Origin of the sequence: Teichococcus rhizosphaerae, assembly GCF_002631185.1 — a bacterium.
In the GTDB taxonomy this organism is placed as follows: Bacteria; Pseudomonadota; Alphaproteobacteria; order Acetobacterales; family Acetobacteraceae; genus Pseudoroseomonas; species Pseudoroseomonas rhizosphaerae.
Genome location: NZ_PDNU01000041.1, coordinates 1 through 22,687, shown reverse-complemented (window position 1 = coordinate 22,687; position 22,687 = coordinate 1). Strand labels below are relative to the sequence as shown.

At 73.8% G+C, this 22,687-nt stretch carries 22 protein-coding genes, 1 tRNA gene and 1 pseudogene; 11 read left to right on the top strand and 13 right to left on the bottom strand.

Translation table 11 applies throughout. The features are described from left to right. The 4 genes from CR162_RS17850 to CR162_RS17835 form a co-directional block, all read right to left on the bottom strand. Nucleotides 1-370: DUF4893 domain-containing protein (locus CR162_RS17850; protein ID WP_141563210.1), on the bottom strand; the 370-nt coding region annotated here is incomplete at its 3' end. After that, nucleotides 367-594 (bottom strand): DUF3072 domain-containing protein, encoded by a 228-nt coding sequence (locus CR162_RS17845; RefSeq protein WP_099096886.1) that lies wholly within the window; start codon nucleotides 592-594, stop codon nucleotides 367-369. The genes CR162_RS17850 and CR162_RS17845, both read right to left, overlap by 4 nt. Before the next feature lie 91 nt (nucleotides 595-685). Beyond that, entirely contained in the window at nucleotides 686-1,219 is a 534-nt protein-coding gene (locus tag CR162_RS17840; RefSeq protein ID WP_099096885.1) for a biotin transporter BioY, read from the bottom strand. A 47-nt stretch (nucleotides 1,220-1,266) separates the two neighbouring features. Further along, a complete protein-coding gene (locus CR162_RS17835) occupies nucleotides 1,267-2,343 on the bottom strand; it encodes an A/G-specific adenine glycosylase (protein ID WP_245870473.1) in 1,077 nt (358 codons plus the stop codon). Nucleotides 2,344-2,345: 2 nt separating this feature from the next. Between CR162_RS17835 and CR162_RS17830 the strand changes: the two genes are divergently transcribed. Then, nucleotides 2,346-2,876, top strand: coding sequence for a DUF721 domain-containing protein (locus CR162_RS17830; RefSeq protein ID WP_099096889.1), 531 nt, complete (start codon nucleotides 2,346-2,348; stop codon nucleotides 2,874-2,876). A 4-nt stretch (nucleotides 2,877-2,880) separates the two neighbouring features. Here CR162_RS17830 and CR162_RS17825 read toward each other — a convergent pair whose 3' ends face one another. After that, a complete protein-coding gene (locus CR162_RS17825; protein ID WP_099096883.1) occupies nucleotides 2,881-3,444 on the bottom strand; it encodes a DinB family protein in 564 nt (187 codons plus the stop codon). A 75-nt stretch (nucleotides 3,445-3,519) separates the two neighbouring features. Beyond that, a complete protein-coding gene (locus CR162_RS17820) occupies nucleotides 3,520-4,833 on the bottom strand; it encodes a solute carrier family 23 protein (protein WP_099096882.1) in 1,314 nt (437 codons plus the stop codon). 301 nt (nucleotides 4,834-5,134) lie between these two features. Here CR162_RS17820 and CR162_RS17815 point away from each other — a divergent pair, with 301 nt between their 5' ends. The 8 genes from CR162_RS17815 to metW all read left to right on the top strand — a co-directional run bounded on the left by CR162_RS17815 (nucleotide 5,135) and on the right by metW (nucleotide 13,433). Continuing rightward, nucleotides 5,135-5,746, top strand: coding sequence for a DsbA family protein (locus CR162_RS17815; protein ID WP_099096881.1), 612 nt, complete (start codon nucleotides 5,135-5,137; stop codon nucleotides 5,744-5,746). 155 nt (nucleotides 5,747-5,901) lie between these two features. Beyond that, nucleotides 5,902-9,900, top strand: a complete 3,999-nt coding sequence (locus tag CR162_RS17810) for a chromosome segregation SMC family protein (protein ID WP_099096888.1) — start codon at nucleotides 5,902-5,904, stop codon at nucleotides 9,898-9,900. Between the two features lie 135 nt (nucleotides 9,901-10,035). After that, nucleotides 10,036-10,344: an AtpZ/AtpI family protein gene (locus tag CR162_RS17805; protein ID WP_176559907.1), complete on the top strand. Its 309-nt coding sequence runs from the start codon at nucleotides 10,036-10,038 to the stop codon at nucleotides 10,342-10,344. Between the two features lie 23 nt (nucleotides 10,345-10,367). Continuing rightward, the gene (locus CR162_RS17800; protein WP_099096879.1) at nucleotides 10,368-11,123 is read left to right on the top strand and encodes a F0F1 ATP synthase subunit A; all 756 of its coding nucleotides are present in this window, start codon (nucleotides 10,368-10,370) and stop codon (nucleotides 11,121-11,123) included. Nucleotides 11,124-11,208: 85 nt separating this feature from the next. Next, on the top strand, nucleotides 11,209-11,436 hold the full coding sequence (locus CR162_RS17795) for an ATP synthase subunit C family protein (protein ID WP_076959667.1): 228 nt from the start codon (nucleotides 11,209-11,211) through the stop codon (nucleotides 11,434-11,436). Between the two features lie 74 nt (nucleotides 11,437-11,510). Then, entirely contained in the window at nucleotides 11,511-12,140 is a 630-nt protein-coding gene (locus tag CR162_RS17790) for a F0F1 ATP synthase subunit B family protein (protein ID WP_099096878.1), read from the top strand. Between the two features lie 11 nt (nucleotides 12,141-12,151). After that, complete coding sequence (locus CR162_RS17785) at nucleotides 12,152-12,658, top strand: F0F1 ATP synthase subunit B family protein (protein WP_099096877.1); 507 nt, start codon at nucleotides 12,152-12,154, stop codon at nucleotides 12,656-12,658. 169 nt (nucleotides 12,659-12,827) lie between these two features. Next, nucleotides 12,828-13,433, top strand: a complete 606-nt coding sequence (gene metW, locus CR162_RS17780; RefSeq protein ID WP_099096887.1) for a methionine biosynthesis protein MetW — start codon at nucleotides 12,828-12,830, stop codon at nucleotides 13,431-13,433. 19 nt (nucleotides 13,434-13,452) lie between these two features. Here metW and CR162_RS17775 read toward each other — a convergent pair whose 3' ends face one another. Further along, nucleotides 13,453-14,559 (bottom strand): DSD1 family PLP-dependent enzyme, encoded by a 1,107-nt coding sequence (locus CR162_RS17775; RefSeq protein WP_099096876.1) that lies wholly within the window; start codon nucleotides 14,557-14,559, stop codon nucleotides 13,453-13,455. 34 nt (nucleotides 14,560-14,593) lie between these two features. Between CR162_RS17775 and CR162_RS17770 the strand changes: the two genes are divergently transcribed. Beyond that, a complete protein-coding gene (locus tag CR162_RS17770) occupies nucleotides 14,594-15,580 on the top strand; it encodes a DMT family transporter (protein ID WP_245870471.1) in 987 nt (328 codons plus the stop codon). Between the two features lie 85 nt (nucleotides 15,581-15,665). On the opposite strand, the gene pgmG is transcribed toward CR162_RS17770, so the two are convergent. The 6 genes from pgmG to CR162_RS17740 all read right to left on the bottom strand — a co-directional run bounded on the left by pgmG (nucleotide 15,666) and on the right by CR162_RS17740 (nucleotide 22,327). Next, nucleotides 15,666-17,078, bottom strand: coding sequence for a phosphoglucomutase/phosphomannomutase PgmG (gene pgmG, locus CR162_RS17765; protein WP_099096874.1), 1,413 nt, complete (start codon nucleotides 17,076-17,078; stop codon nucleotides 15,666-15,668). Between the two features lie 320 nt (nucleotides 17,079-17,398). Beyond that, complete coding sequence (gene galU / locus CR162_RS17760) at nucleotides 17,399-18,268, bottom strand: UTP--glucose-1-phosphate uridylyltransferase GalU (protein WP_099096873.1); 870 nt, start codon at nucleotides 18,266-18,268, stop codon at nucleotides 17,399-17,401. Between the two features lie 132 nt (nucleotides 18,269-18,400). Continuing rightward, nucleotides 18,401-19,081, bottom strand: a complete 681-nt coding sequence (locus CR162_RS17755) for a J domain-containing protein (RefSeq protein WP_099096872.1) — start codon at nucleotides 19,079-19,081, stop codon at nucleotides 18,401-18,403. A 22-nt stretch (nucleotides 19,082-19,103) separates the two neighbouring features. After that, nucleotides 19,104-19,805, bottom strand: a complete 702-nt coding sequence (locus CR162_RS17750; RefSeq protein ID WP_099096871.1) for a hypothetical protein — start codon at nucleotides 19,803-19,805, stop codon at nucleotides 19,104-19,106. An 83-nt stretch (nucleotides 19,806-19,888) separates the two neighbouring features. Beyond that, nucleotides 19,889-22,150 carry an NADP-dependent malic enzyme gene (locus CR162_RS17745; RefSeq protein ID WP_099096870.1) on the bottom strand — a complete coding sequence of 754 codons (2,262 nt, stop codon included), beginning with the start codon at nucleotides 22,148-22,150 and terminating at the stop codon, nucleotides 19,889-19,891. A gap of 94 nt (nucleotides 22,151-22,244) precedes the next feature. Then, nucleotides 22,245-22,327 (bottom strand) — tRNA-Leu (locus CR162_RS17740). 167 nt (nucleotides 22,328-22,494) lie between these two features. On the opposite strand from CR162_RS17740, the pseudogene CR162_RS17735 reads away from it, so the two are divergent. Then, nucleotides 22,495-22,687, top strand: a pseudogene (locus CR162_RS17735) (lipoyl(octanoyl) transferase LipB); the annotation flags it as partial.

The window sequence follows — 22,687 nt, the reverse complement described above, 5'->3', positions numbered from 1 at the left end:
CCGTGCGCTGCAGGCCGCCCAGCTTCTCCAGCCGCAGCCCGGCCGCGTCATCGGCGATGCGGCAGCGGAACCAGCCATGGACGGTGAGCGGGATCGGGCTGCCCAGCTTCAGGGTGCGGCATTGCCACTCGCCCGCCAGGACGGCGGGGGCTTGGGCCTGCGCCTCGCCTTCCAGCACGCGCTCCAGCACGGCGACATCGATCGAGGCGCCGCCGCGCCGCGCCGCCTCGATGGCCGCCGCGCGGGTCTCGTCGAAGGCCTGCAGCCGGGCGCGGCCGGTGGCATCCAGCATGTCCGGGAAAGGGCCGTCGGCACGGGCCGGCAGGGCCGCCAGCAGCAGCCCGGCGGCCAGGGCCAGCCGCGGGATCAATGGTCGCGCCCGCGCCCGGTCTTGGCCTGCAGCTCGTCGATGCGGCGGGAGGCCTCGGCCTTGCTCAGCGTCTCGTCGAACGGCACGCCTGCTTCCTCGCTCAGCGTCTTGAGGTAGCTGGCCTGGGCGCCGGTCATGGTCTCGTCGCCCGTGGTCCATTCGGACGGGTCCTTGACCGTGTTGCTGGGCGTGTCGTTGGCGTTGGAGTCGGGGGTCTTGGCCATCGGGGAAACCTCCTCAGCGCCATGTGTTCATGGCCTGTTCCCGATGGAAACGCGAAGGAGGCAGCGCGGGTTGCGCCGCCTCCCGCTCCGGTCAGGCGCGGCCCAGCGTGCTCCGGGCGGCGCGCAGCGTGGCCAGGGCCAGCGCCGTCTTCACCACCGTGCCGGGGATGAACAGCACGAAGCCCGCCATCAGCGCCCGCTCCAGCCCGACGAAGCCCGCCAGCCACAGCACGCCGGGGACGAACAGCAGCAGGTGCGCCGTCAGCAGCACCAGCGCCTGGCGGGCCAGGCCGCCCTGCGCATGGCCGGCGAGCCAGGCAGCGGGCAGGAAGCCCAGCAGGAAGCCGGCGGTCGGGCCCATCAGCGCGGCCGGGCCGGCGGCGCCGCCGGCGAAGACGGGCAGCCCCATGGCGCCCTCGGCCAGGTAGAGCGCCACGGCGGCGGCGCCGACGCGCGGGCCGCCCAGGGCGCCCAGCAGCAGCACCACCAGCGTCTGCATGGTGGCCGGCACCGGCCACATCGGCAGGGTGACCTGCGCCGAGGCGGCAAGCGCGGCCGAGCCCAGCAGGGCGAAGGCGAGGAAGGAGAACCCGGCGCGGGCGCGGGTGGCGGTCATGTGCATCATGCGGGGCGTCCCGGAAGTCTTTTGCGGCGGCCGCCCGGTGCGGGCGGTCACGCCGTTGCGCTTGCCACGGCCCCGGCGGCCTCGGCAAGCGCCAGCAGCCGCAGCATCGCTCCCGGCAGGGCCAGGGCGGCGGCGGCGGGGGCCAGCCAGTCGCCTTCCACCCTGGCGCCGGGTGGCAGCGTGGCGGCCAGCAGGGTCATGCGCAGCTCGAAATGGGTGAAGCCGTGTTTCGCCTCGCCGGGCAGGGGGCGCCAGTTGGCGGTGGCCAGCGGGGCATGGGCCATGGCCTCCTCCATGCTCCAGCCTTCTTCCCGCCAGGGCGTGCCGGGGATGCCCAGCATGCCGCCCAGCAGCCCGTTCGGCGGGCGGCGCCGCAGCAGGAGGCGCCCTTCGGCGTCGCTCAGCAGGAAGTGCACGCCGCGCTTCAGCGGGCGGGCGGCCTTCGGCGCCTTGCGGGGCAGGGTGGGCGCCAGCCCGGTCCTCCGCCCCTCGCACCCCGCCTGCCAGGGGCAGATGGCGCAGGCCGGGTTGCGCGGCACGCAGAGGGTGGCGCCGAGGTCGAACAGGGCCTGGGTGAAGTCGGCCGGCCGCGCGCGGGCCGCCGCCTGCTCCATCCACCCCTGCGCCAGCGCCGCGAGGCGCGGCCGTGCGCCGGGCAGCGGCTCCTCCACCGCCATGACGCGGGCGGTGACGCGCTCCACATTGCCATCGAGCGGCACCACCGGCCGGCCAAAGGCGATGGAGGCGACGGCGGCGGCGGTGTAGGCGCCGATTCCGGGCAGCGCGCGCAGTTCCTCCACCGTGTCGGGGAAGCCGCCGCGCGCCACCACGGCCCTGGCGCAGGCGTGCAGGTTGCGCGCGCGGGCATAATAGCCGAGCCCGGCCCATTCCTCCGTCACATCCTCCCAGGGCGCTGCGGCCAGCGCCTCCACCGTGGGGAAGCGGGCGAGGAAGCGCAGCCAGCGCGGCGCCACGGCGGCCACGGTGGTCTGCTGCAACATGACTTCGGAGAGCCATATGCGGTAGGGATCGCGCGGCCCCGCCCGCCAGGGCAAGGTGCGGCGGTGGCGGTCATACCAGGCGAGCAGGTCGCCGGCGGGGGGCAGGGGAGCGGAAGGCGGCACGGATGCAGCAAGACGACGAAGCGCCACGCGGATCAAGCCCCTTCCGGCGGAAGGACGAGGCGGGCAGGGACGAGCCGCCCGGCTGGCGGGCGGACCGTGGCCCGCGCCCGCTTTCCACCCTGCTGCCGAAGCTGACGCGGCCCGTCTTCCGCCGCCGCAGCCCGGCCGCCACGCATCTGATGACGGACTGGCCGGAGATCGTCGGCCCCGTGCTGGCGGCGCAGACCATGCCGCAGAAGCTGGTGGGCGGCACGCTCACCCTGGGCTGCGCCGGCCCGATGGCGATGGAGCTGCAATACCTGGCGCCGCAACTCATCGAGCGGGTGAACGGCGCGCTGGGGCAGCGCGTGGTGGAGCGCCTCAAGTTCCTCCAGATGAAGATGCCGCCCCCCGCCCGCAAGGCGCCGAAGCCGCCGCCCGTGGCGCTGCCGCAGCCGGTGAGCGCGGCGCTGGAGGAGGTGGCGGACCCCGAGCTGCGCGCCGCGCTGGCGCGGCTGGGGCAGGGGGTCTACCGGGGCCGCAAGCGCCGCTGAGGGCTCAGCGGCCCCAGACCGTCGCCTCGCTCCAGCCCAGCGCCTCGAAGTCCCGGGCGCGCAGCGGCGCCTCCCCGGCGGCGAAGAACTCGTCGAGCTGCGGCGGCGGGATGGCGGTGCCGCTCAGCATGGCATGGGCCTGCCCGCGGTGATGGATCTGGTGCTGGAACAGGTGCAGCAGCAGCCGGTCCGTCCGCTCCTCCTGCACGTGGTCCTGGCGGTGGACCCGCGTCACGGCGTCCAACCCCTCGGGGGCGAGGGCCTCGCAGAAGGCGACCAGCCGCCGGTCCACCGCCGCCTGCGCGCGGTGCAGCGCCGCCACGCTGGGGTGGGGAACGGGGTCGTCCCAGGCGGCGGGGCCGAGCCTGCCGCCCTCCAGCGCGTCCACGTAGAAATGGTCGATGACCAGGATGTGGTTCAGCGTGGCCTGGAGGGAGGGGAAGAAGCCGGTGCGCGGCGCCTCGAACTCGGCCTGGCCCAGCCGGGCGCAGGCGGTGAGCAGGCGGTGATTGGCCCAGCCATTGTTGTAGGCCATGGCGCGGAAGGTTAGCAGCTGCGAAGCCGGCATGGTCGGCACTCCTCCTGAAGCGCCGGCCATGCCCGTTCGCCGCCGCCGGCGCAGCCGAAAGCCGCCTCCGGCACCTCAGCGGGGAGTTTTATCCCGCGGCTCGCCCCGGTTCGCGCCGCGCCGCAGCCCCAGAAGCTGGTACAGCCCGATCGCCGCCAGCGTCGCGGTGCCGATGCCGCCGATGGCGAAGCCGCCGAGCCGGATGGTGAGGTCGCCCGCCCCGGCGATGAGGGTGACGCCCACGGTGAGCAGGTTGCGCGGGTCGGAGAAATCGACCTTGTTGTCCACCCAGATGCGCGCCATGGCGGCGGCGATCAGCCCGAACACGGCGACGGCCAGCCCGCCCAGCACGGGCTTCGGCACCGTCTGCAGCAGCGCGCCGAACTTGGGCGAGAAGCCGAGCGCGATGGCGAACAGCGCGGCGACCACGAAGATCAGCGTGGAATAGACCCGCGTCATGGCCATGACGCCGATGTTCTCGACATAGGTGGTGACGCCCGTGCCGCCGCCGCCGCCGGCCAGCATGGTGGCGACACCGTCGCCCAGAAAGGCGCGGCCCATGTGGCGGTCCATGTTCACGCCGGTCATGGCGCCCACCGCCTTGATGTGGCCGAGATTCTCCGCGATCAGGATGATGGCCACGGGGGCGATCATCAGCATGGCGCCCGTCTCGAAGGTGGGGGCCTGGAAGCGCGGCAGGCCGAACCAGGGCGCCGTGGCGATCCCGCCGAAGTCGATGGCCGCGCCGAGGCCGAGGCCGTTGGCCAGCACGAGGTGCAGCAGGTAGCCCGCCACCGTGCCGCCCAGGATGGACACCCGGCGCAGCCCCTGCGGCGCGTAGACGGCCAGCAGGCTGACGGCGAGCAGCGTGCCGATGCCCACCACCACCTCCGGCGCGCTGCCCTCCACCCCGCGCGCCGCCACGGGCGCGAGGTTGAGGCCGATGGCCGCGCCCACCGCGCCGGTGACCACGGGCGGCATCAGCCGCTCGATCCAGCCCGTGCCGGCGCGCATCACCACCAGCCCGACCACCGCGTAGAGGGCGCCGGCGGCGATGATGCCGCCCAGCGCCGGGCCGATGTTGGGATTGAGGCCGGTGCCGGAATAGCCCGTGACCGCCACCACCACGGCGATGAAGGCGAAGGAGGAGCCGAGATAGCTCGGCACCCGCCCGCCCGTGATGAGGAAGAACAGCAGCGTGCCGATGCCGGAGAACAGGATGGCCAGGTTGGGGTCGAACCCCATCAGCAGCGGCCCGAGGATGGTGGCGCCGGACATGGCGACGACATGCTGCAGGCCGAGCGCCAGCATGGCGCCGCCGGGCAGGCGCTCCTCCGGCCCCACGACGGGGCCGCGCGCGGGCGTCCAGGTGGGAAACAGGCGGGCCATCGGGCCTCTCCTCATGGTCTTTTGTTCGTGGTTCGGCACGCCGCGCGCGGCCCGGCTGCGCCCGGCGCGTCGCGGCTCCGCGTGACGCCCGCCCCATCGGGCAAAGCCGGGCCGGGCGCAAGCAGCGTGGCGAAGTGCAACAGCCGATGGACAGGCCGCCGGCGCCGCGCCATCTGCGGCGGGATCGCCTCGGAGGGGGGTTCTGCTGTAGAGACGGCGGGACCGCGCCCCGCCCGCCTGGCCAGGCGGAACCGGGGCGCCGCCCGCTGACCGATCGCCCCATGATGCCACAGGAGGCTCCATGTCGCTCACCCGCCGCACGCTGATGCTGGCCCCGGCCGCCCTGGCTCCGCTGGCCGCCGCCGCGCAGGAGGCCAGGGCGCCCATAGGCCTCGGCGAGCGCGCCGCCGGGCCCGAATCCGCGCCGGTGACGGTGATCGAATATTTCTCGCTCACCTGCTCGCATTGCGCGACCTTCCACCGCGACACCTGGCCGCAGGTGAAGAAGGAGCTGGTGGAGGCGGGCAAGATGCGCATGGTGTGGCGCGACTTCCCGCTCGACCAGCTGGCGCTGGCCGCCGCCCAGGTGGCCCGCGCCCTGCCGGCCGAGCGCTACGAGGGCTTCATCGGCGCGCTGCTGGCCAGCCAGGACCGCTGGGCCTTCGCCCGCGGCGCCGACAACGTGGCCGAGATCGCCAGGATCGCCGCCCTGGCGGGGCTTTCCCGCGCCCAGGTGGACGCCGCCATCGCCGATGAGGGGCTGCGCCGCGCCATCCTGGAAGGGCGGCTGAAGGCCGAGCAGGAGCACAAGGTCGCCTCCACCCCCACCTTCGTCTTCGGGACCAGGACCGTGCCCGGCTCGATGCCCTTCGACCGCTTCGCCCAGTTGGTCGGCGAAGCCTCCGGCGCTTGACCGAGCGGGCGCCCGGGGAAGCCATGCGGCCCCCCGCCGACGAGACCCCGGACGGCATGGCGCCGCCCGGCCCGGAAGCAGCGGCGGCGGAGGCGGCCCCCGGGCCGGCCACCCCGCGCGACCCGGAGGCCGAGGCCGCCGCCCGCGCCGCCGCGCTGCGCGCGCGGCTGACGCGGCTGCGCATCGCGGGCTTCAAGTCCTTCGCCGAGCCCACCACGGTCGAGGTGCTGCCGGGGCTGACCGGCATCGTCGGGCCGAATGGCTGCGGCAAGTCCAACGTCGTCGAGGCGCTGCGCTGGGCGATGGGCGAGACCAATGCCCGCGCCATGCGCGGCGGCGAGATGGACGACGTCATCTTCGCCGGCACCGCCACCCGCGCCGGGCGCAACCAGGCCGAGGTGACGCTGCTGCTGGAGGAGGCCGCCGGCCTCGCGCCGCCGCCCAACCAGTCGGCCGCCGAGCTGGAGATCACCCGCCGCATCGTGCGCGGGGAGGGCACCGGCTTCCGCCTCAACGGCCGCGAGGTGCGCGGGCGGGACGTGCAGACGCTGTTCGCCGACATCGGCTCCGGCGCGCGCTCCTCGGCCATGGTCAGCCAGGGCAAGGTGGCGGCGCTGATCGCCGCCCGCCCCGAGGAGCGGCGGCAGGTGCTGGAGGAGGCGGCCGGCATCGCGGGGCTGCGCGCCCGCAAGCACGAGGCCGAGCTGAAGCTGCGGCAGGCCGAGGCCAACCTGACCCGCGCCGACGACCTCAAGGGCCAGCTCGAGGTGCAGCGGCAATCGCTGCAGCGGCAGGCGCGTCAGGCGGCCCGCTACCGCAACCTGTCCGGCATGACGCGCGAGGCGGAGGCGGAATACTTCTCCCTGCTGGTCGCCCGCACGGCGCAGGGGCTGGAAAGCACCCGGGACGCCCACGCGGCCGCGCGCGCCGTGACCCGCCGGGCCGAGCGGGACGCGGCCGAGGCCGCCACCCGCGCCTTTGCCGCCGAGCGCGCCCTGCCCGGGCCGCGCGAGGCCGAGGCCGCCACCCGCACCGCGCTGGAGCGCCGCCGCGTCGAGCAGGAAGGGCTGGAGGCGGAGGAGCGCCGCGCCCGCGCCGCGCTGGAGGAGGCCGAGGGCCGCCTCGCGCAGCTGCGCGACGATCTGGGCCATGCCACGCGCCTCGCCGAGGATGCCGCCGCCGCCGGGGCGCGGCTCGCCGCCGAGGCCGCCGCGCTGGAGGAACTGCGCGCCAGCCTGCCGCGGCGCGCCGCCGAGGCCGCGGCCCGCCGGGACGAGGCCGCCGCCGCCGCCGAGACGGCCGAGAAGGCCGCCGACCAGGCCGCGCAGGCCGCCGCCGATGCCGCCGCCGAGGCCGGCCGCCGCGAGGCGGAACTGGAGGCGGCGCGCCAGCGCGTGGCGCGGCTGGCGCGGCAGCAGGATTCGCTCGCCGCGCAGCGGCGCGAGGCCGAGGCCCGGTGCGTGGCGCCGGAGGAAACGGCGCGGGCCGCCGCCGCGCAGGAAGGCGCCGTCCAGGCCCTGGCCGCCGCGCGCACCCGCCTGGAGCAGGCGGAGACCGCCCGCGCCGCCGCGCAGGAAGCGCACGCCGCCGCCCGCCGCGCCAGCGCCGAGGCCGATGCGGCGCGCGGCCGCGCCGCCGCCGAGCGCGATGGCGCCGCCGCCCGCGCCCGGCAGGTGGCGGAGCAGCTGGCGCGCCTCGCCCGCGAGCGGGACGCCGCCGCCGCCGAGCGCCCCGCGCCGGAGGCCCTGGCCGCCGCCAGCACCGCCAGCGCCGAAGCCGAGGCCGCGCTGGCCGCCGCCCGCGATGCCCTGGCCAGGGCGGAAGCTCTGCGTGCCGAGGCCGCCGCCGACCATTCGGCCGCCCGCGCCGCCGCCAGCACCGCCGAGGCGGCCCATGCCCGCGCCGCCGCCGAGCGGCAGGGCCTGGCCGACCTGCTGCGCGCCCGCGAGCCGCGCGCCGCCGCGCCGGTCCTGGACGCCATCACCGTGCCCCCCGGGCTGGAGGCCGCGCTCGGCGCCGCGCTGGGCGAGACGCTGGACAGCCCCGCCGACACCGCCGCGTCGCGCCACTGGCGCGCCCTGCCGCCGCTGGCCGCCGCCGCTCCCCTGCCCGGCGGCGTGACGCCGCTGGCCGGGCTGGTGGAGGCGCCGCCCGCCCTGGCCCGCGCCCTGTCCCAGGTGGGGCTGGTACCGGACGAGGCTGCGGGGGAGGCGCTGCTGCCGCGCCTCGCGCCCGGGCAGAGCCTGGTTTCGGCCGAGGGCGCGCTGTGGCGCTGGGACGGGCATTGCGTCCGGCCCGGCGCGCCCAGCGCCGGCGCCGTGCGGCTGACCCAGCGCAACCGCCTGCGCGCCGCCGAGGCCGTGCTGGAAAAGGCCGCTGCCGCCGCCGGCACCGCCGCCGCCGCCGCCGAGGCGGCGCGGGACGCGGAGGCGCGCGCCGCCCAGGCCGAGGGTGCCGCCCGCGCCGCGCGCGGCGGCGCCGAGGGCGCCCTGGCGCGGGCGCGGGAGGTGGAATCGCGCCTTTCCGCCGCCGCCGCGCGCGGGGAAAGCCGGCTTGCCGCGCTGGGCCCGCAGATCGAGCGGCTGGAGGCCGATCTGCGCGCCGCCGAGACCGCGCGCGATGCCGCCGCCGCCGCCCTTGCCGCGCTGCCCGACCCCGCCGCCGCGCGCGCGGCGCGGGACGGGGCCGCACGCGCCGAGGCCGCCGCGCAGGCCGAGGAGGCCGCCGCCCGCGAGGCGCGGCGCAAGGCCGAGGCGGCGCTGGAGGCGGCGCGCGCCGAGCAGGCCCGGCTGGCCAACCAAGCCGCCCAGGCGGAAAGCCGGCTGGCCGCCCTGGCGCCGCAGCTCGCCCGCGCCGCCGAGGAGGCGGCCGAGGCCGGCCGGCTGCTGGCCGAGGCGGAGGCCGCGCTGTCCGCCGCGCCGGATCTCGAGGCCTTGCGCCGGGCCGTGGACGCCGCCCGCCAGGGCCAGGCCGAGGCGCGCGCCCGCGCCGCCGCCGCGCGCGACGCCGCCGCCGCGCTGGACGCGGAGTCCACGCGCGCCGCCGCGCGGCTGGAGGAGATCGGCGCCGAGCGCGCCTCCTGGGCCGGGCGCCAAACCGAGGCCAGCGCGCGGCTCGCCGCGCTGCGCCAGCGTGCCGCCGAGGCCGATGCGGCGCGCGATGCCGCCGCCGCCGTGCCGGAGGAGGCCGCTGCCCGCCGCGCCGCCGCCGGCCGCCTGCTGGCCGAGGCGGAAACCGCCCATGCTGCCGCCGCCACGCGCCTGCGCGCCGCCGAGACGGAGGACCGCGAGGCCGCCGAGGCACGCCGCCACGCCGATGCCGCCTTCGCCGCCGCCCGCGAGGCGCAGCTCCGCGCGGAGGCCGCGGCGCAGCAGGCCGAGGCCGCCGCCGCTGCGGTGGCGCAGCGCCTGGCCGAGCGGCTGGGCGAGGCGCCCGCCCTGCCGCCGCCGCCTGGTGACCTTTCGGAAGCGGCCGAGGAGCGGGCGCGGCGCAAGGCCGAGCGGCTGGCCAAGGAGCGGGAGGAGATGGGCCCCGTCAACCTCCGCGCCGAGCAGGAGATGGCGGAGCTGGACCAGCGCATCGGCGCCATCGACGGCGACCGCGAGGAGATCGGCGCCGCCATCGCCAAGCTGCGCGGCTCGATCGGCCACCTGAACCGCGAGGGGCGGGAGCGGCTGCGCGCCGTGTTCGACCGGGTGGATGCCGAGTTCCGCGCGCTGTTCGGCAAGCTGTTCGGCGGCGGGCGGGCGCATCTGGCGCTGGTGGGCTCGGACGACCCGCTGGAGGCGGGGCTCGAGATCTATGCCGAGCCGCCGGGCAAGAAGCTCGCTACCCTGTCGCTGCTTTCGGGCGGCGAGCAGGCGCTGACGGCGCTTTCCCTGGTGTTTGCCGTGTTCCGCTGCCAGCCCGCGCCGGTCTGCGTGCTGGACGAGGTGGACGCGCCGCTGGACGACGCCAATGTGGACCGCCTCTGCGGGTTGCTGGAGTCGATGGCCACCGAATCCGGCACCCGCTTCCTGGTGGTGACGCACCACCCGCTGACCATGGCCCGCATGCACCGCCTTTACGGCGTGACCATGCAGGAGCGCGGCGTGAGCCGGCTTCTCTCGGTGGACCTGGAGGCGGCGGTGGAGATGGTGGAAGGGGCGGACTGAGCGGCCGGGGCGCCCCTTCCGCTGCTTGGCGGCGGGGCGTGGCGGGGCTGCCGCGATGCGTCATGCCCTTGACACTCCATGAACGCCCCCTTACGAGCCGTCCAGCCTTCCGGCGGGGGGACCGCAGGAGCAAGGGTGAACGAACGCGACGATTTCGACGAGCGCCTGAAGCAGGCCCGGCAACGCCAGGGACTGGAGAAGGGTGCTGACCAGGCTGGCGGGGACGGGGCCAAGGGCCTTCCCTCCAGCGCGTTGAACATCGGCATGCGGGCCGGGATCGAGGTGGTTTCCGCCCTCATCGCCGGCGCCGGGCTTGGCTGGTTGCTGGACCGCTGGCTCGGAAGTTTTCCCTGGCTCTTCATGGTCTTCTTCGTGGTGGGTGGTGTCGCCGGGGTGATGAACGTCTATCGGCTGTTCAACCCCCGGACAGGCGCGCGCAAGTAGCACCGGATTACGGGAGAGCCGCAGTGGCCGCCGAAGGCAAAACGATCGACGCGCTGAGCCAGTTCGAGCTGACGCACGCCTTCGGGCCCATTGGCGCGGCGGTGAACTTCACCCAGTCCAACGCCCACATGCTGATCGCGGCTGTGGTGATCGTGCTGGTGATGACCCTGGGCATGGCGCCGCGCGCCGTGGTGCCGGGCCGCTTCCAGGCCATGGCCGAGACCTTCTACGAATTCGTCGAGAACCTCGTCATCGGGCAGGTGGGGCATGAGGGGAAGCGCTACTTCCCCTTCGTCTTCGCGCTGTTCATGTTCGTGCTGTTCGGCAACGTGCTGGGGCTGTTCCCCTACGCCTTCACCTACACCAGCCACATCGCCGTCACCTTCGGCCTGGCTTTCCTGGTGTTCCTGGTGACGACGGTGGTGGCCCTGGCGCTGCACGGCAAGAAGTTCTTCGGCTACTTCTTCCCCGAGGGCGCGCCGCTCTGGCTCGCGCCCATCATCGTGCCGGTCGAGGTGGTGTCCTACCTCTCGCGGCCGATCAGCCTTTCCGTCCGTCTGTTCGCCAACATGGTCGCCGGCCACGTGCTGCTGAAGGTGTTCGCCACCTTCGTCGTGCTGCTGGGCGGCCTGGGCATCGTCGGCCCGCTCGTCGCGGTGCTGCCGCTTTCGGTCAACGTCCTCCTGGTGGGGTTCGAGCTCCTGGTGGCCTTCCTGCAGGCCTATGTGTTCGCCATCCTGACCAGCATCTACCTGCACGACGCGGTGCACCTGCACTGACGGGGCCAGTCCCCACAAGGGGGCCACGTCTTTTCGGGGCCGCGTCCGGCGGACCTAACATCAGATCAGCGAAGGGATACCTCTGATGGAAATCGTGCTTGCTGCGAAGGCGATCGGTGCCGGCATCGCCGTCCTCGCCCTGTTCGGCGTCGGCCTGGCGCTCGGCAACATCTTCTCGACGCTGATCGCGTCCGTCGCCCGCAACCCGGCCTCGCGCGACACCGTGTTCCCCATCGGCATCCTGGGCTTCGCCCTGACGGAAGCCGTGGCGCTGTTCGCGCTGCTGATCGCCTTCCTGATCCTGTTCACCTGATCCCCGGCAGGGCGCGGCGCGCACGCCGCGCCCTCCGGTTCCGGGTGGGAATGGCCCGGGTGAGAATTGCAGGGATGCAGATGATGAAGCGGATGACCTTCGCCGGCGTGATGGCCTGGCTCTACAGCGTCGGTGCCCACGCGGCGGCGCCCAGCGGCCTCGAGGCCCAGTCGGTTGCGGCGGCGGAAGCCTCCGGCGGCGGCATGCCGCAGCTGGATTTCGGCAACCCGCTGATGCTGGCGCAGGTGGTCTGGCTGCTGATCATCTTCGGCGTCCTGTACTACATGCTGGCCAACATCGCCCTGCCGCGCGTCGCCTCGGTGCTGGATGAGCGCCGCAACCGCATCGAGGGCGATCTCGAGGCCGCCCGCGCCGCCAAGGCCGAGGCCGACGCCGCCATGGAGGCCCACCAGGCCGCCACCGCCCGCGCGCGCGCCGAGAGCCAGGCCGCCATCGCCAATGCCATGCAGGCCGCCCAGGCCGAGGCGGCGGCCCGCAACGCCGAGCTGAACGCCCGCCTGAGCCAGCAGATCGAGGCCGCCGAGGCGCGCATCAACACCGCCCGCGACGCCGCCATGGGCGCGCTGCGCGAGGTGGCCACCGACACGGCGAATGCCCTGGTGCAGCGCCTGACGGGTATCCGGAACGAGGCCGCCGTCTCCGCTGCCGTGCAGCGCGAGCTGGGCGCCCAGGGTCAGGCGTAAGGAGCGGCGCGATGCACCATTACGAGTATTTCTGGCTGAACCCGACCTTCTGGGTCGCCGTCTCCTTCGTCATCTTCGTGGTCCTGCTGGGCCGGACGATCTGGGCGAAGGCCACCGAGGCGCTGGACGCCCGCGCCGCCAAGATCCGCACCGCGCTGGATGAGGCCGCGCGCCTGCGCGCCGAGGCCGAGGCGATGCGCCGCCAGGCCGAGGCCGACCGCGCCGCCGCCCTGGCCGAGGCCGAGACCCTGCTGGCCCGCGCCAAGGCCGAGGCCGAGCGGCTTTCCGCCGCCGCCGCCGCCGAGGCCGAGGCTTCCGCCAGGCGCCGCGAGCAGATGGCGATGGACCGCATCCAGGCCGCCGAGGCCGGGGCGCTGGCCGAGGTGCGCAACGCCGCGGCCAACGTGGCCACCGCCGCCGCGCGCGAGGTGATCGCCCGCGAGCTGACTGCCGATGCCGATGCCCGGCTGATCGACGACGCCGTGGCCGACCTGCCCCGCGCGCTGCGCGCCGCCTGAGCGGCCCGGCCCGCATCCGCTTCGCGAAGGGGGCCTCACGGCCCCCTTTGTCGTTCCGGGGGTTTGCCTTGCCGCGCCGCCGGGGCTAACGATCCTGCCCCACCACGCGGCCCAGGATCTCCCAGCCTTGTCCGATACGCCGGCTCCGGTTCGCTTCGTCGCCAAGAACATGCGCCTCGACCTGCGGCTCATCGCGGAGATGATCCCGGCCGGGGCCAAGGTGCTCGACATCGGCTGCGGCGACGGCGCGCTGCTGGAGCATCTGGAGCGCGAGAAGGGCGCCGATGCCCGCGGCATCGAGATCGACATGGCGCAGGCCACCGCCGCCGTGGCGCAAGGGCTCGCCGTGATCCATGGCGACGCCGACAACGACCTCGCCTTCTATCCGGACGACGCCTTCGACTACGTGGTGCTGTCCCGCACCATCCATGCCGTGGAGAAGCCGCGCGAGGTGCTGCGGCATATGCTGCGCATCGGCCGCCACGCCATCGTCTCCTTCCCGAATTTCGGGCACTGGGAGGTGCGGATGAAGCTGCTCCTCACCGGCCGGATGCCGGTGACCGAGACCTGGGGCCGCCCCTGGCACGAGACGCCCAACATCCACCCCTGCACCATCCTCGACTTCATCGACCTTTGCGAGAAGGACGGCTACGCGGTGGAGCAGTGGCTGGCGGTGGACGAGAAGGGCCTGCAGGCGCCGTGGAAGCGCTCGGTCAGGCTGGCCAACCTGTTCGGGGAGCAGGCGCTGTTCCTGCTCAGGCGCAGGAACAGCTGAAGGGGAGGCCGGCCTCCCGTCAGGCCATCGCGCCCCGGGCGGCGATCGGCCACAGGCATTCCACCCGGCCGTTCCGCACGCCGACGAACCAGTCGTAGCGGTCGATCGTCGGGTCGCAATGGGCGGGCACGAGGCGCAGCTTCTCGCCGAGATCCGGGCGCTGGCCGCCCTCCACCACCAGGTTGCCATGCTCGTCCGAGGCGCCGGCATAGCGCAGGCCGGGACGCTGCCACACCCTGGGGAAGCCGGAATCGGTGGGGGCGGCCTTGTGGCCGGCATCCAGCACGGCCAGCGCCGGCTTCGGCGTGCTCATCACCTGCGAAAGCAGGAACAGGGCGTGGCGGAAGGGCGGCGCATCCTCGTTCGCCGCGTAGTCGGCATCCATGAAGGCGTAGGAGCCGGCCTGGATCTCGGTGAACACGCCGCTCGTCGCCTCGTGCCGGAAGGTGCCGGTGCCGGCGCCGCCGACAATGGCGCAGTCCAGGCCCTGCTGGCGCAGCTGCTCCACGGTGCGGCGGGTCTGCTCCACCGCGCTGCCGATCGCCTCGGCGCGGCCCTCGGGGCTGCGGATGTGCTGGGCGCGGCCGTGATAGGCCTGGAGCCCGCCGAAGACGAGGTGCGGGCTGCCAGCGATCCGCTGCGCCAGCGCCACCGCCTCCGGCCCCGGCGGAACGCCGCAGCGCCCGGCGCCGACATCGATCTCCACCAGCACCGTCATCCGCCGGCCCGCCGCCTCGGCCGCCTGCTCGATCAGCGCGACGCCCGCCGCGTCATCGGCGCAGAGCGCCACCTTGCTGATGGTGGACAGCGCCGCCAGCCGCGCCAGCTTGCGCGGCGAGACCACCTCGTTGCTCACCAGGATGTCCGGAACGCCGCCCCAGGCCAGGATCTCGGCCTCGGCCACCTTCTGCACGCATTGCCCGACCGCGCCGCGCCGCATCTGCTGCAACGCCACCACGGGCGATTTGTGCGTCTTGGCATGCGCACGCAGCTTCGTGCCGGTGGGCGCCAGGAAGGCCGCCATGGCATCCAGATTGGCCTCGAAGGCGTCGAGGTCGAGGATCAGGGCAGGGGTGTCCACCTCCTCCTCGCGCATGCCGGGTTCGGCGGGGGGGCGTTGCAGCATGGTTCTGGCCTTTCCTCCGGAGCGAAGCAGGCAGGTGCTTCGATTTGTAATCTTTCGCACCCTGGCGGGCTTCGGGCCGCTGCGTCACACCGCAGCGCAGCACGACCTTTCCGGGCATCCCATGGACCGTTCCTCGTCGCAAGGCATCCTGCTCGCCTTCCTGGCCTTCGCCGCCTATGCCGTCAGCGATGCCTCGGTGAAGCTGCTGCATGGCAGCCTCAGCGCCTACCAGGCGGTGTTCTTCGGCGCCCTCTCGGGCGTGCTGGCGCTGCCCCTGCTGCGCGGCCCGGACGAGCGCCTCACCGACATCTTCCGCGCCCGCAGCCGGCCCATGTGGCTGCTGCGCGCCGCCGCCGCGCTGACCGGAGCGCTCGGCAGCGTCACCGCCTTCACCCACCTTTCCATGGCCGAGGCCTTCTGCCTGCTGTTCCTGATGCCGACCTTCGTCACCCTGCTATCGGTGGCGTTCCTGCGGGAGGCGGTGGGGTGGCGGCGGTGGCTGGCCGTCATCCTGGGCTTCGCGGGGGTGCTGGTGGTGCTGCGGCCGGGCTTCCGGGAGCTGAACATCGGCCATCTCGGCGCCGTCGTGGGCGGCCTGTCGGGCGCGGTGACGGTGGTGATGATGCGCGCCCACGGCAAGAGCGAGTCGCGCCTCTCGCTCTATGGCGCCGGGCTGATCGGGCCGGTGGCGGGGTGCGGGCTGCTGATGCTGCCGGGCTTCGTCTGGCCCACGCCGATGCAGTGGGTCTGGCTGATGGGCTACGGGCTGCTGATGGCGGCGGGCAACATCCTGGTGATGCTGGCCTCGCAGCGCATCCCGGCCAGCCTGGTGGCGCCGGCGCAGTACAGCCAGATGCTCTGGGCCATCGCCTTCGGCTATCTCGTCTTCGGCGACCATCTGGACCCGGTGATGGCGGTGGGCGTCGCCATCATCATCTTCTCGGGCGTGATGACCTTCATGCGCGAGCGGGTCCGCCGGCCGCGCGGCTGGGCGCGCGTGCCGCCCGTGCATCCGCAGTAACGGCCTCCGAGGGGAGGCGGCGGGGCCGGGGGAGCAGGGTCCCCCGGCCCGTTTCCCAGGGGGCGGAAGCCCCCCGGCCAGCTCGTCAGTGGCCGGCGTTCTCGCCCGAGAAATCCGGCACGGCGAGGCCGGAGGCCGTCACCTGCTCCGCCAGCAGGGCCTTCAGCCGCTCCAGCCCTTCCTCGGTCTTGGCCTCGGCGCGGGCCACCAGCACCGCCTGGGTGTTGGAGGCGCGCAGCAGCCACCAGCCATCCTCGGTCAGCACGCGCACGCCATCCACGTCCTGGACGTTGGCGCCGGACTGGGCGAGGCGGGCCTTCACCTCGGAGATCACGCCGAACTTGCGCTCGTCGGGGCAGTCGAAGCGCAGCTCGGGGGTGTTGATCACCTGCGGCAGGGCGGCACGGGTGGCGGCCAGGCTCTCGCCGGCGCGCGCCACGATGCCGAGCAGGCGGATGGCGGAATAGGGCGCGTCGTCGAAGCCGTACCACTTGTCGTTGAAGAAGATGTGGCCCGACATCTCGCCGGCCAGCGGCGACTTGGTCTCGGCCATCTTGGCCTTGATCAGGGAGTGGCCGGTCTTCCACATCAGCGGCGTGCCGCCCGCGCGCGCCACCTCGTCGAACAGCACCTGGCTGGCCTTGACGTCGGCGATGATGGTGCCGCCCGGGTTGTTCCTCAGCACGTCGCGCGCCAGCACCACCAGGAGCTGGTCGCCGAACAGCATGTTGCCCTCGCCATCCACGGCGCCGATGCGGTCCGCGTCGCCGTCGAAGGCGATGCCGAGATCGGCTTTGCGGGCGCGCACCTCGGCGATGAGCTGCTGCAGGTTCTTCAGCACCGTGGGGTCGGGGTGGTGGTTGGGGAAGTTGCCGTCGATCTCGCCGTTGATCACGGTGTGCTCGCCCGGCAGCTTCGCCACCAGGCGCTTGGTGATCTCGGCGCCGGAGCCGTTGCCCGGGTCCCACACCACCTTGAGCGCGCGGTCGCCGCCGTCATAGTCCTTCAGCAGGCGGGCGACGTAGTCGTCGGAGACGTCCACGCGCGTGGCGCTGCCGGAAGCCTCCGGCACCACGTCGCCACCCGCCGCCATGCGGCCGATGTCCTGGATCTGGCTGCCGAAGAAGGGCTTCTTGCCCAGCATCATCTTGAAGCCGTTGTAGTCCGGCGGGTTGTGGCTGCCGGTGACCATCACCGCGCCGTCGGTGCTGAGGGCGTAGGCGGCGAAGTAGAGCATCGGCGTCGGGCCGCAGCCGATGCGCGCCACCTCCAGCCCGCAGGCGACGAGGCCGGCGACGAGCTGCGCCTCCAGCTCGGGCGAGGACAGGCGGCCGTCATAGCCCACCGCCACCTTCTTGCCGCCGCCGCGCACGACGATGCTGCCGAAGCAGCGGCCGATGGCGAAGGCATCGGCGCCGGAGAGGGTTTTGCCCACGATGCCGCGGATGTCGTACTCGCGGAGCGAGGTAGGGTGGAACTCGTGGCGAAAGGCGGTCATCCGGGGATCCTTGCTTCAGGGGCGTCCGATGGAGAAGTGGCGGAACCCGGCCACGCGCAGGGCGGCTGGGCTCCAGGCGTCGCGCAGCTTACGGGCGGCGGGATGGCGGGCGGCGGCGGCGGTTCTGGCCTCGGCCGGCATCCCGGGGGCAGGGGCGTGGAACGCGCTGCCGCCCGGCCAGCGGCGCCCAGGCGCCGTTGCTGGGCGTGAGGCGGTGCATCATCTCAGCACCCGCCCTCGCGCGCGGGCTGGCGAGCCAGAACAGCAGGGACCGGGCCGGCATGGGCCGGCCCGGTCATCGTCACCGCCATCCCCGCGCCTCAGACGTATTTGGGGAGGAAGTCGTGCACCGCCTTGGCGAGCTCGGGCCGCTGCAGCGCGAAGGCGATCTGCGCCTCGAGATAGCCCACCTTGTCGCCGCAGTCGAAGCGCCGGCCCTCGTAGCGCAGGCCGTGGAAGGGCTGGGTGCCGATGAGCTTGGCCATGGCGTCGGTCAGCTGCACCTCGCCGCCCGCGCCCTTCTCCATCTTGGCCAGGTGGGTCAGCACCTCGGGCATCAGCACGTAGCGGCCGATGACGGTGAGGTTGGAGGGCGCCTCCTCCGGCTTCGGCTTCTCGACCAGGCCCTTCACCGAGACCAGGCGGCCCTTGTCCTCGGCGATGTCCAGCACGCCGTACTTGTTGACGCGCTCCATCGGCACTTCCTCGACGGCGACCACATTGCCGCCCGTCTCCTGGTAGGCCTCGGCGAGCTGCTGCGTGCAGGAGGTCTTGCACAGCATCAGGTCATCGGGGAGCAGGATGGCGAAGGGGTCGTCGCCGATGAAGGAGCGGGCGCACCAGATGGCGTGGCCAAGGCCCATCGGCACCTGCTGGCGCACCGTGGTGATGGAGCCCGGCATCTGCGCCTGCCGGCGCAGGTCCTCCAGGATCTCGTTCTTGCCGCGCTCGAGCAGGGTCCGCTCCAGCTCGTAGGCGACGTCGAAATGCTCGACGATGGCGGTCTTGCCGCGGCCGGTGACGAAGCAGAACTGGTCGATGCCGGCGGCGCGTGCCTCCTCGACCGCGTACTGGATCAGCGGCTTGTCGACGACGGGCAGCATCTCCTTGGCAAGGGCCTTGGTGGCCGGCAGGAAACGCGTGCCCAGGCCGGCCACGGGCAGCACGGCCTTCTTCAGCGGTTTCGTCACTCGGCTGGTCCTCCAGAGTGTGGTCGGTGGGTTCCGCCATTGCAGGATGGCGGAACTGAGGCTGTCCTGGCGCAGCATTGCCACGCTGCAACAGGCCCGGCAATTCATCGCCCGGGAGCGATTCCGTGAATTTCAGCCTAGCAGAAGATCGCGCGCCCTGTTGAGTTGCGCCGCCCGCTCGGCCGAGCCGCCACGGTCCGGATGGGCCTCGCGCATCAGCCGGCGGTGCGCGGCGCGGATGGCGGCCTCGTCCGCGCCCTCCTCCAGCTCCAGCACCGCCAGGGCGGCGGCGCGGTCCATCGCCTCGGGCGCCGCCTCCGCGCCGGCCTGGGCGCGCCAGCCGGGCAGGGCACGGTCCAGCCAGCTTTCCAGCAGCGGCACGCTTTCGGCGTCCTGCGCCTGGCAGTCGCGCAGCAGCGCCATCAGCTCGGGTAGCGCCAGCTCGCCCAGCTCCCGCCCCGCGAAGCGGCCCTGCCGCACCCGGCCGGACAGGGTGCCGGTGGCGAGATCGAGGCGCATGGCCAGAGTGGCGGTGTTCAGGGTGGAGGCCTGGGCGCCGGGAGGGGTCCCGAAGCGCCGCGCCTGCCGCCAGCCTCGCCACCAGCGCAGCAGCAGCGGCGCCAGGGCCAGCAGCACGGGCATGGCCTGCGCCACCCGCCCGCCATAGGCCAGCAGGCCGAAGGCCGCGAGACCCACCACCGCCAGCAGGATGGCGGCGCCGCGCCTCACCTGCGCCACGCTGGCGGTGGCGAAGCCCTGCGCCAGCACCGCCAGCAGGATCAGCAGCGCCAGCCCCCCCAGCAGCCAGCTCATCGGCGGGGCTCCGGCTGGCGCCTCACCGGGGCGGCGCCGGCAGCTGCGCCACCAGGGCGCGGGCGGCCTCGCCGCGCAGCCGCGCCAGCGCCTCCCGCCCGCCGGCGGCGAACACGGCCACGGCGTTCAGCCATTCCCGCAGCGCGGCGGCGCTGTCGCCATCCAGCGCCCGGTGCGCGCCGCCCGAGAGCCTCGCCACCTGCCGCAGCACGTCGGTCGCCACCGGGTCGCGCCCCTCCTGGAAGACGAAGACGGGCGTGCCGCGCATCCCGAGCCGGCCGGCGGCATGGCAGAGCGCATCCGCCTCCTCCTCCACCGCATCGCCCACGAAGACGAGGGCGGCCACCTTCTCCCGCGCCGTTTCCGCCTCGGCATGGGCGAGCACCCGGCCGATCTGCGTCCGCCCCCCCAGGCAGGAGACGCCGCTCATGCGCCGCGCCAGCTCCCGCCCGTCCGCCAGGAAGGGCGTGGCGGCGAACTCGCCGAAGCCGCGGTAATAGGCGATCTGGACCACGAGGCCGCCATGCGCGGCGGCGGCCTGGAACATGTCGGCCTGCACGGCAGAGGCGCGGTCCCAGCTCGGCTGGCGGCTGGCCGTCGCGTCGATGGCGAAGATCAGCCGGCCCGGGCGGTGCGTGCCGGCGCGCAGGGCGGGCAGGCTTTCCACCTGCTTGAGGAAGGCCGCGACGGCCGCGGAGGCGGGGCGGGCTGGAAGGTTCGCCATGCCTCCCAAGATGGGCCTTTCCGCGCCGGAAGCGAAGCCGCCCGGCGCGGATTTCCGCCCGATACGGCTCCTCTCCGGGCGGCCTAGCCCTGGGTGGCGGCCAGCGCCGTGAGGTTGGCGATGCCGCGCGCGGTCACGCTCGGCACCAGCACATGGATCGGCTTGTTCATGCCGAGCAGGATGGGACCGAGCTGCAGCCCGTCCGCGGCCGCCTTCACCAGGTTGTAGGCGATGTTGGCGGAATCGAGGTTGGGCATGATGAGGAGGTTGGCGGAATCCGCCAGCCGGCTGTCCAGCACGGCCTTCTCGCGGATGGCCGGCACCAGGGCGGCGTCGGCGTGCATCTCGCCATCCACCTCCAGCTCGGGCGCCTGGGCCTGGATCAGCCGCAGCGCCTCGCGCATCTTGCGGGCGGAGGGGGCCTGGCTGGCGCCGAAGGAGGAGTGGGAGAGCAGCGCCACCTTGGGCGTCAGGCCGAAGGCCCGCACCTGCTCGGCGGCGAGCAGCGTCATCTCGGCCACCTGCGCGGCGGTGGGGTCCACCAGCAGGTGGGTGTCGGCGAAGAACAGCGTGCCGGCGGGCAGGATGACGCCGGTCAGGGCATAGACCCGGCTGGTGTCGGCCCGCTTGCCGATGACGTCATGCGCCTGGTGCCACTGCCGCATCCACTCGCCCTGGCCACCGACGATGGCGGCGTCCACCTGCCCCGTCTCCAGCAGCAGCGCGGCGGCGACGGTGGGGCGGGTGCGGACGAAGCGGGCGCAGGCATCGGGCGGCACGCCGCGGCGGCCGACCTTGGCGCGGTAGATCTCCACCAGCGGCGCGAAGATGGCGGTGTCCTGCTCGGGGTCGAGCAGGCGGACGCTCTCCTGCAGGTCCATGCGCAGGCCCATGGCGCGCACCTTGGCCTCGATCACGGCGCGGCGGCCGATCAGCACCGGCTCGGCCATGCCATCGTCCAGCACGGACTGCACGGCGCGCAGCACGCGCTCGTCCTCGCCCTCGCCATAGGCGACGCGCTTGGGCGCCTTGCGGGCGGCGAAGATGACGGGGCGCATCAGGTCGCCCGAGCGGTAGACGAAGCGCTCCAGCGTCTCGCGATAGGCGGCGAAGTCGGCGATGGGGCGGGTGGCGACGCCGGAATCCATCGCCGCGCGCGCCACGGCGGGGGCGATCTCCAGGATCAGCCGCGGGTCGAAGGGCTTGGGGATGATGTAGTCCGCGCCGAACACCGGCGCCTGTCCGCCATAGGCCGCGACCACCACCTCGGAGGCCTCGATCCGGGCGAGGCGGGCGATGGCCTCGACGGCGGCCACCTTCATCGCCTCGTTGATGGTGGTGGCCCCCGCGTCCAGCGCGCCGCGGAAGATGAAGGGGAAGCAGAGGACGTTGTTGACTTGGTTGGCGTAGTCCGAGCGGCCGGTGGCGACGATCGCGTCCGGCCGCGCGGCGCGCACCGCCTCGGGCAGGATCTCGGGCTCGGGGTTGGCCAGCGCCAGCACCAGGGGGCGTGGGGCGAGCCTGCCCAGCCACTCGGCCTTCAGCACGCGCGGCGCGGAAAGCCCCAGGAACACGTCCGCCCCGTCCAGCGCCTCGGCCAGGACGCGCGCCTCCGTCTCGCGCGCGTAGCGGGCCTTATAGGGGTCCATCAGCTCGGTGCGGCCGGCATGGACCACGCCCTTGATGTCGGTGACGGTGATGTTCCCGGGCCGCGCGCCCATGGCCACCAGCAGGTCGAGGCAGGCGAGCGCCGCGGCGCCGGCGCCGGAGGTGACGATCCGCGCCTCGGCCAGCGTCTTGCCCTGCAGCAGCAGGCCGTTGCGCACGGCGGCGGCGACGATGATGGCGGTGCCGTGCTGGTCGTCGTGGAAGACGGGGATCCGCATCCGCTCCCGCAGGCTCCGCTCGATCTCGAAGCACTCGGGGGCCTTGATGTCCTCGAGGTTGATGGCGCCGAAGGAGGGCTCCAGCACCGCGACGGCCTCGATGAACTTCTGCGGGTCGAGCTCGTCCACCTCGAGGTCGATGGAATCGATGCCGGCGAACTTCTTGAAGAGGACGGCCTTGCCTTCCATCACCGGCTTCGAGGCCAGCGCGCCGATGGCGCCGAGGCCGAGCACGGCGGTGCCGTTGGTGATCACCGCGACCATGTTGCCGCGGGTGGTCATCTCATGGGCGCAGGCGGGATCGGCGGCGATGGCCTCGCAGGCGGCGGCGACGCCGGGGGAATAGGCCAGCGCGAGGTCGCGCTGCGTGGCCATCCGCTTGGTCGCTTCAACGCTGAGCTTTCCAGGGCGCGGCAGCCGGTGGTAATCCAGCGCGGCCTTGCGGAAATCCTCGTCCATACGGCACCTCCGTGCCCCGGACGATGACGGAGCCGGAGCCGGTCCACAAGGACGGAACCGGATGGCAAGCGGGGCGAGTTAATCAGGAAAAATATGCGGTCGAGAAGATTCGAACTTCCACGGGGTTGCCCCCACCAGCACCTCAAGCTGACGCGTCTACCATTCCGCCACGACCGCGTGTTGGACAGTATCAGACAGGGCCGGGCATATAGCCGATGATCGCGGAGGCAGCAACAACCCCCATGACTTTTGGTGTGGATATTTCGCGCGGGCCCGAAGCCGGCCCGCATGACACCCCGGCCACTCCCCTGGCCACTCCCCTGGCCACTCCCATGGCCGCCCCCATGGCCGCCCCCGTGGCCACCGGCCCGGAATGGCGCGTGGCCGAGGGCCTGACCGACTACCCTTCGGCGCTGGCGGAGATGCGCTCCCATGTCGCGGCGATCCGCGCGGGGGAGGCGGGCGAGCGCGTCTGGCTGGTGGAGCACCCGCCGCTCTACACCGCCGGTACCTCCTCGACGCCGGAGGGGCTGGTCG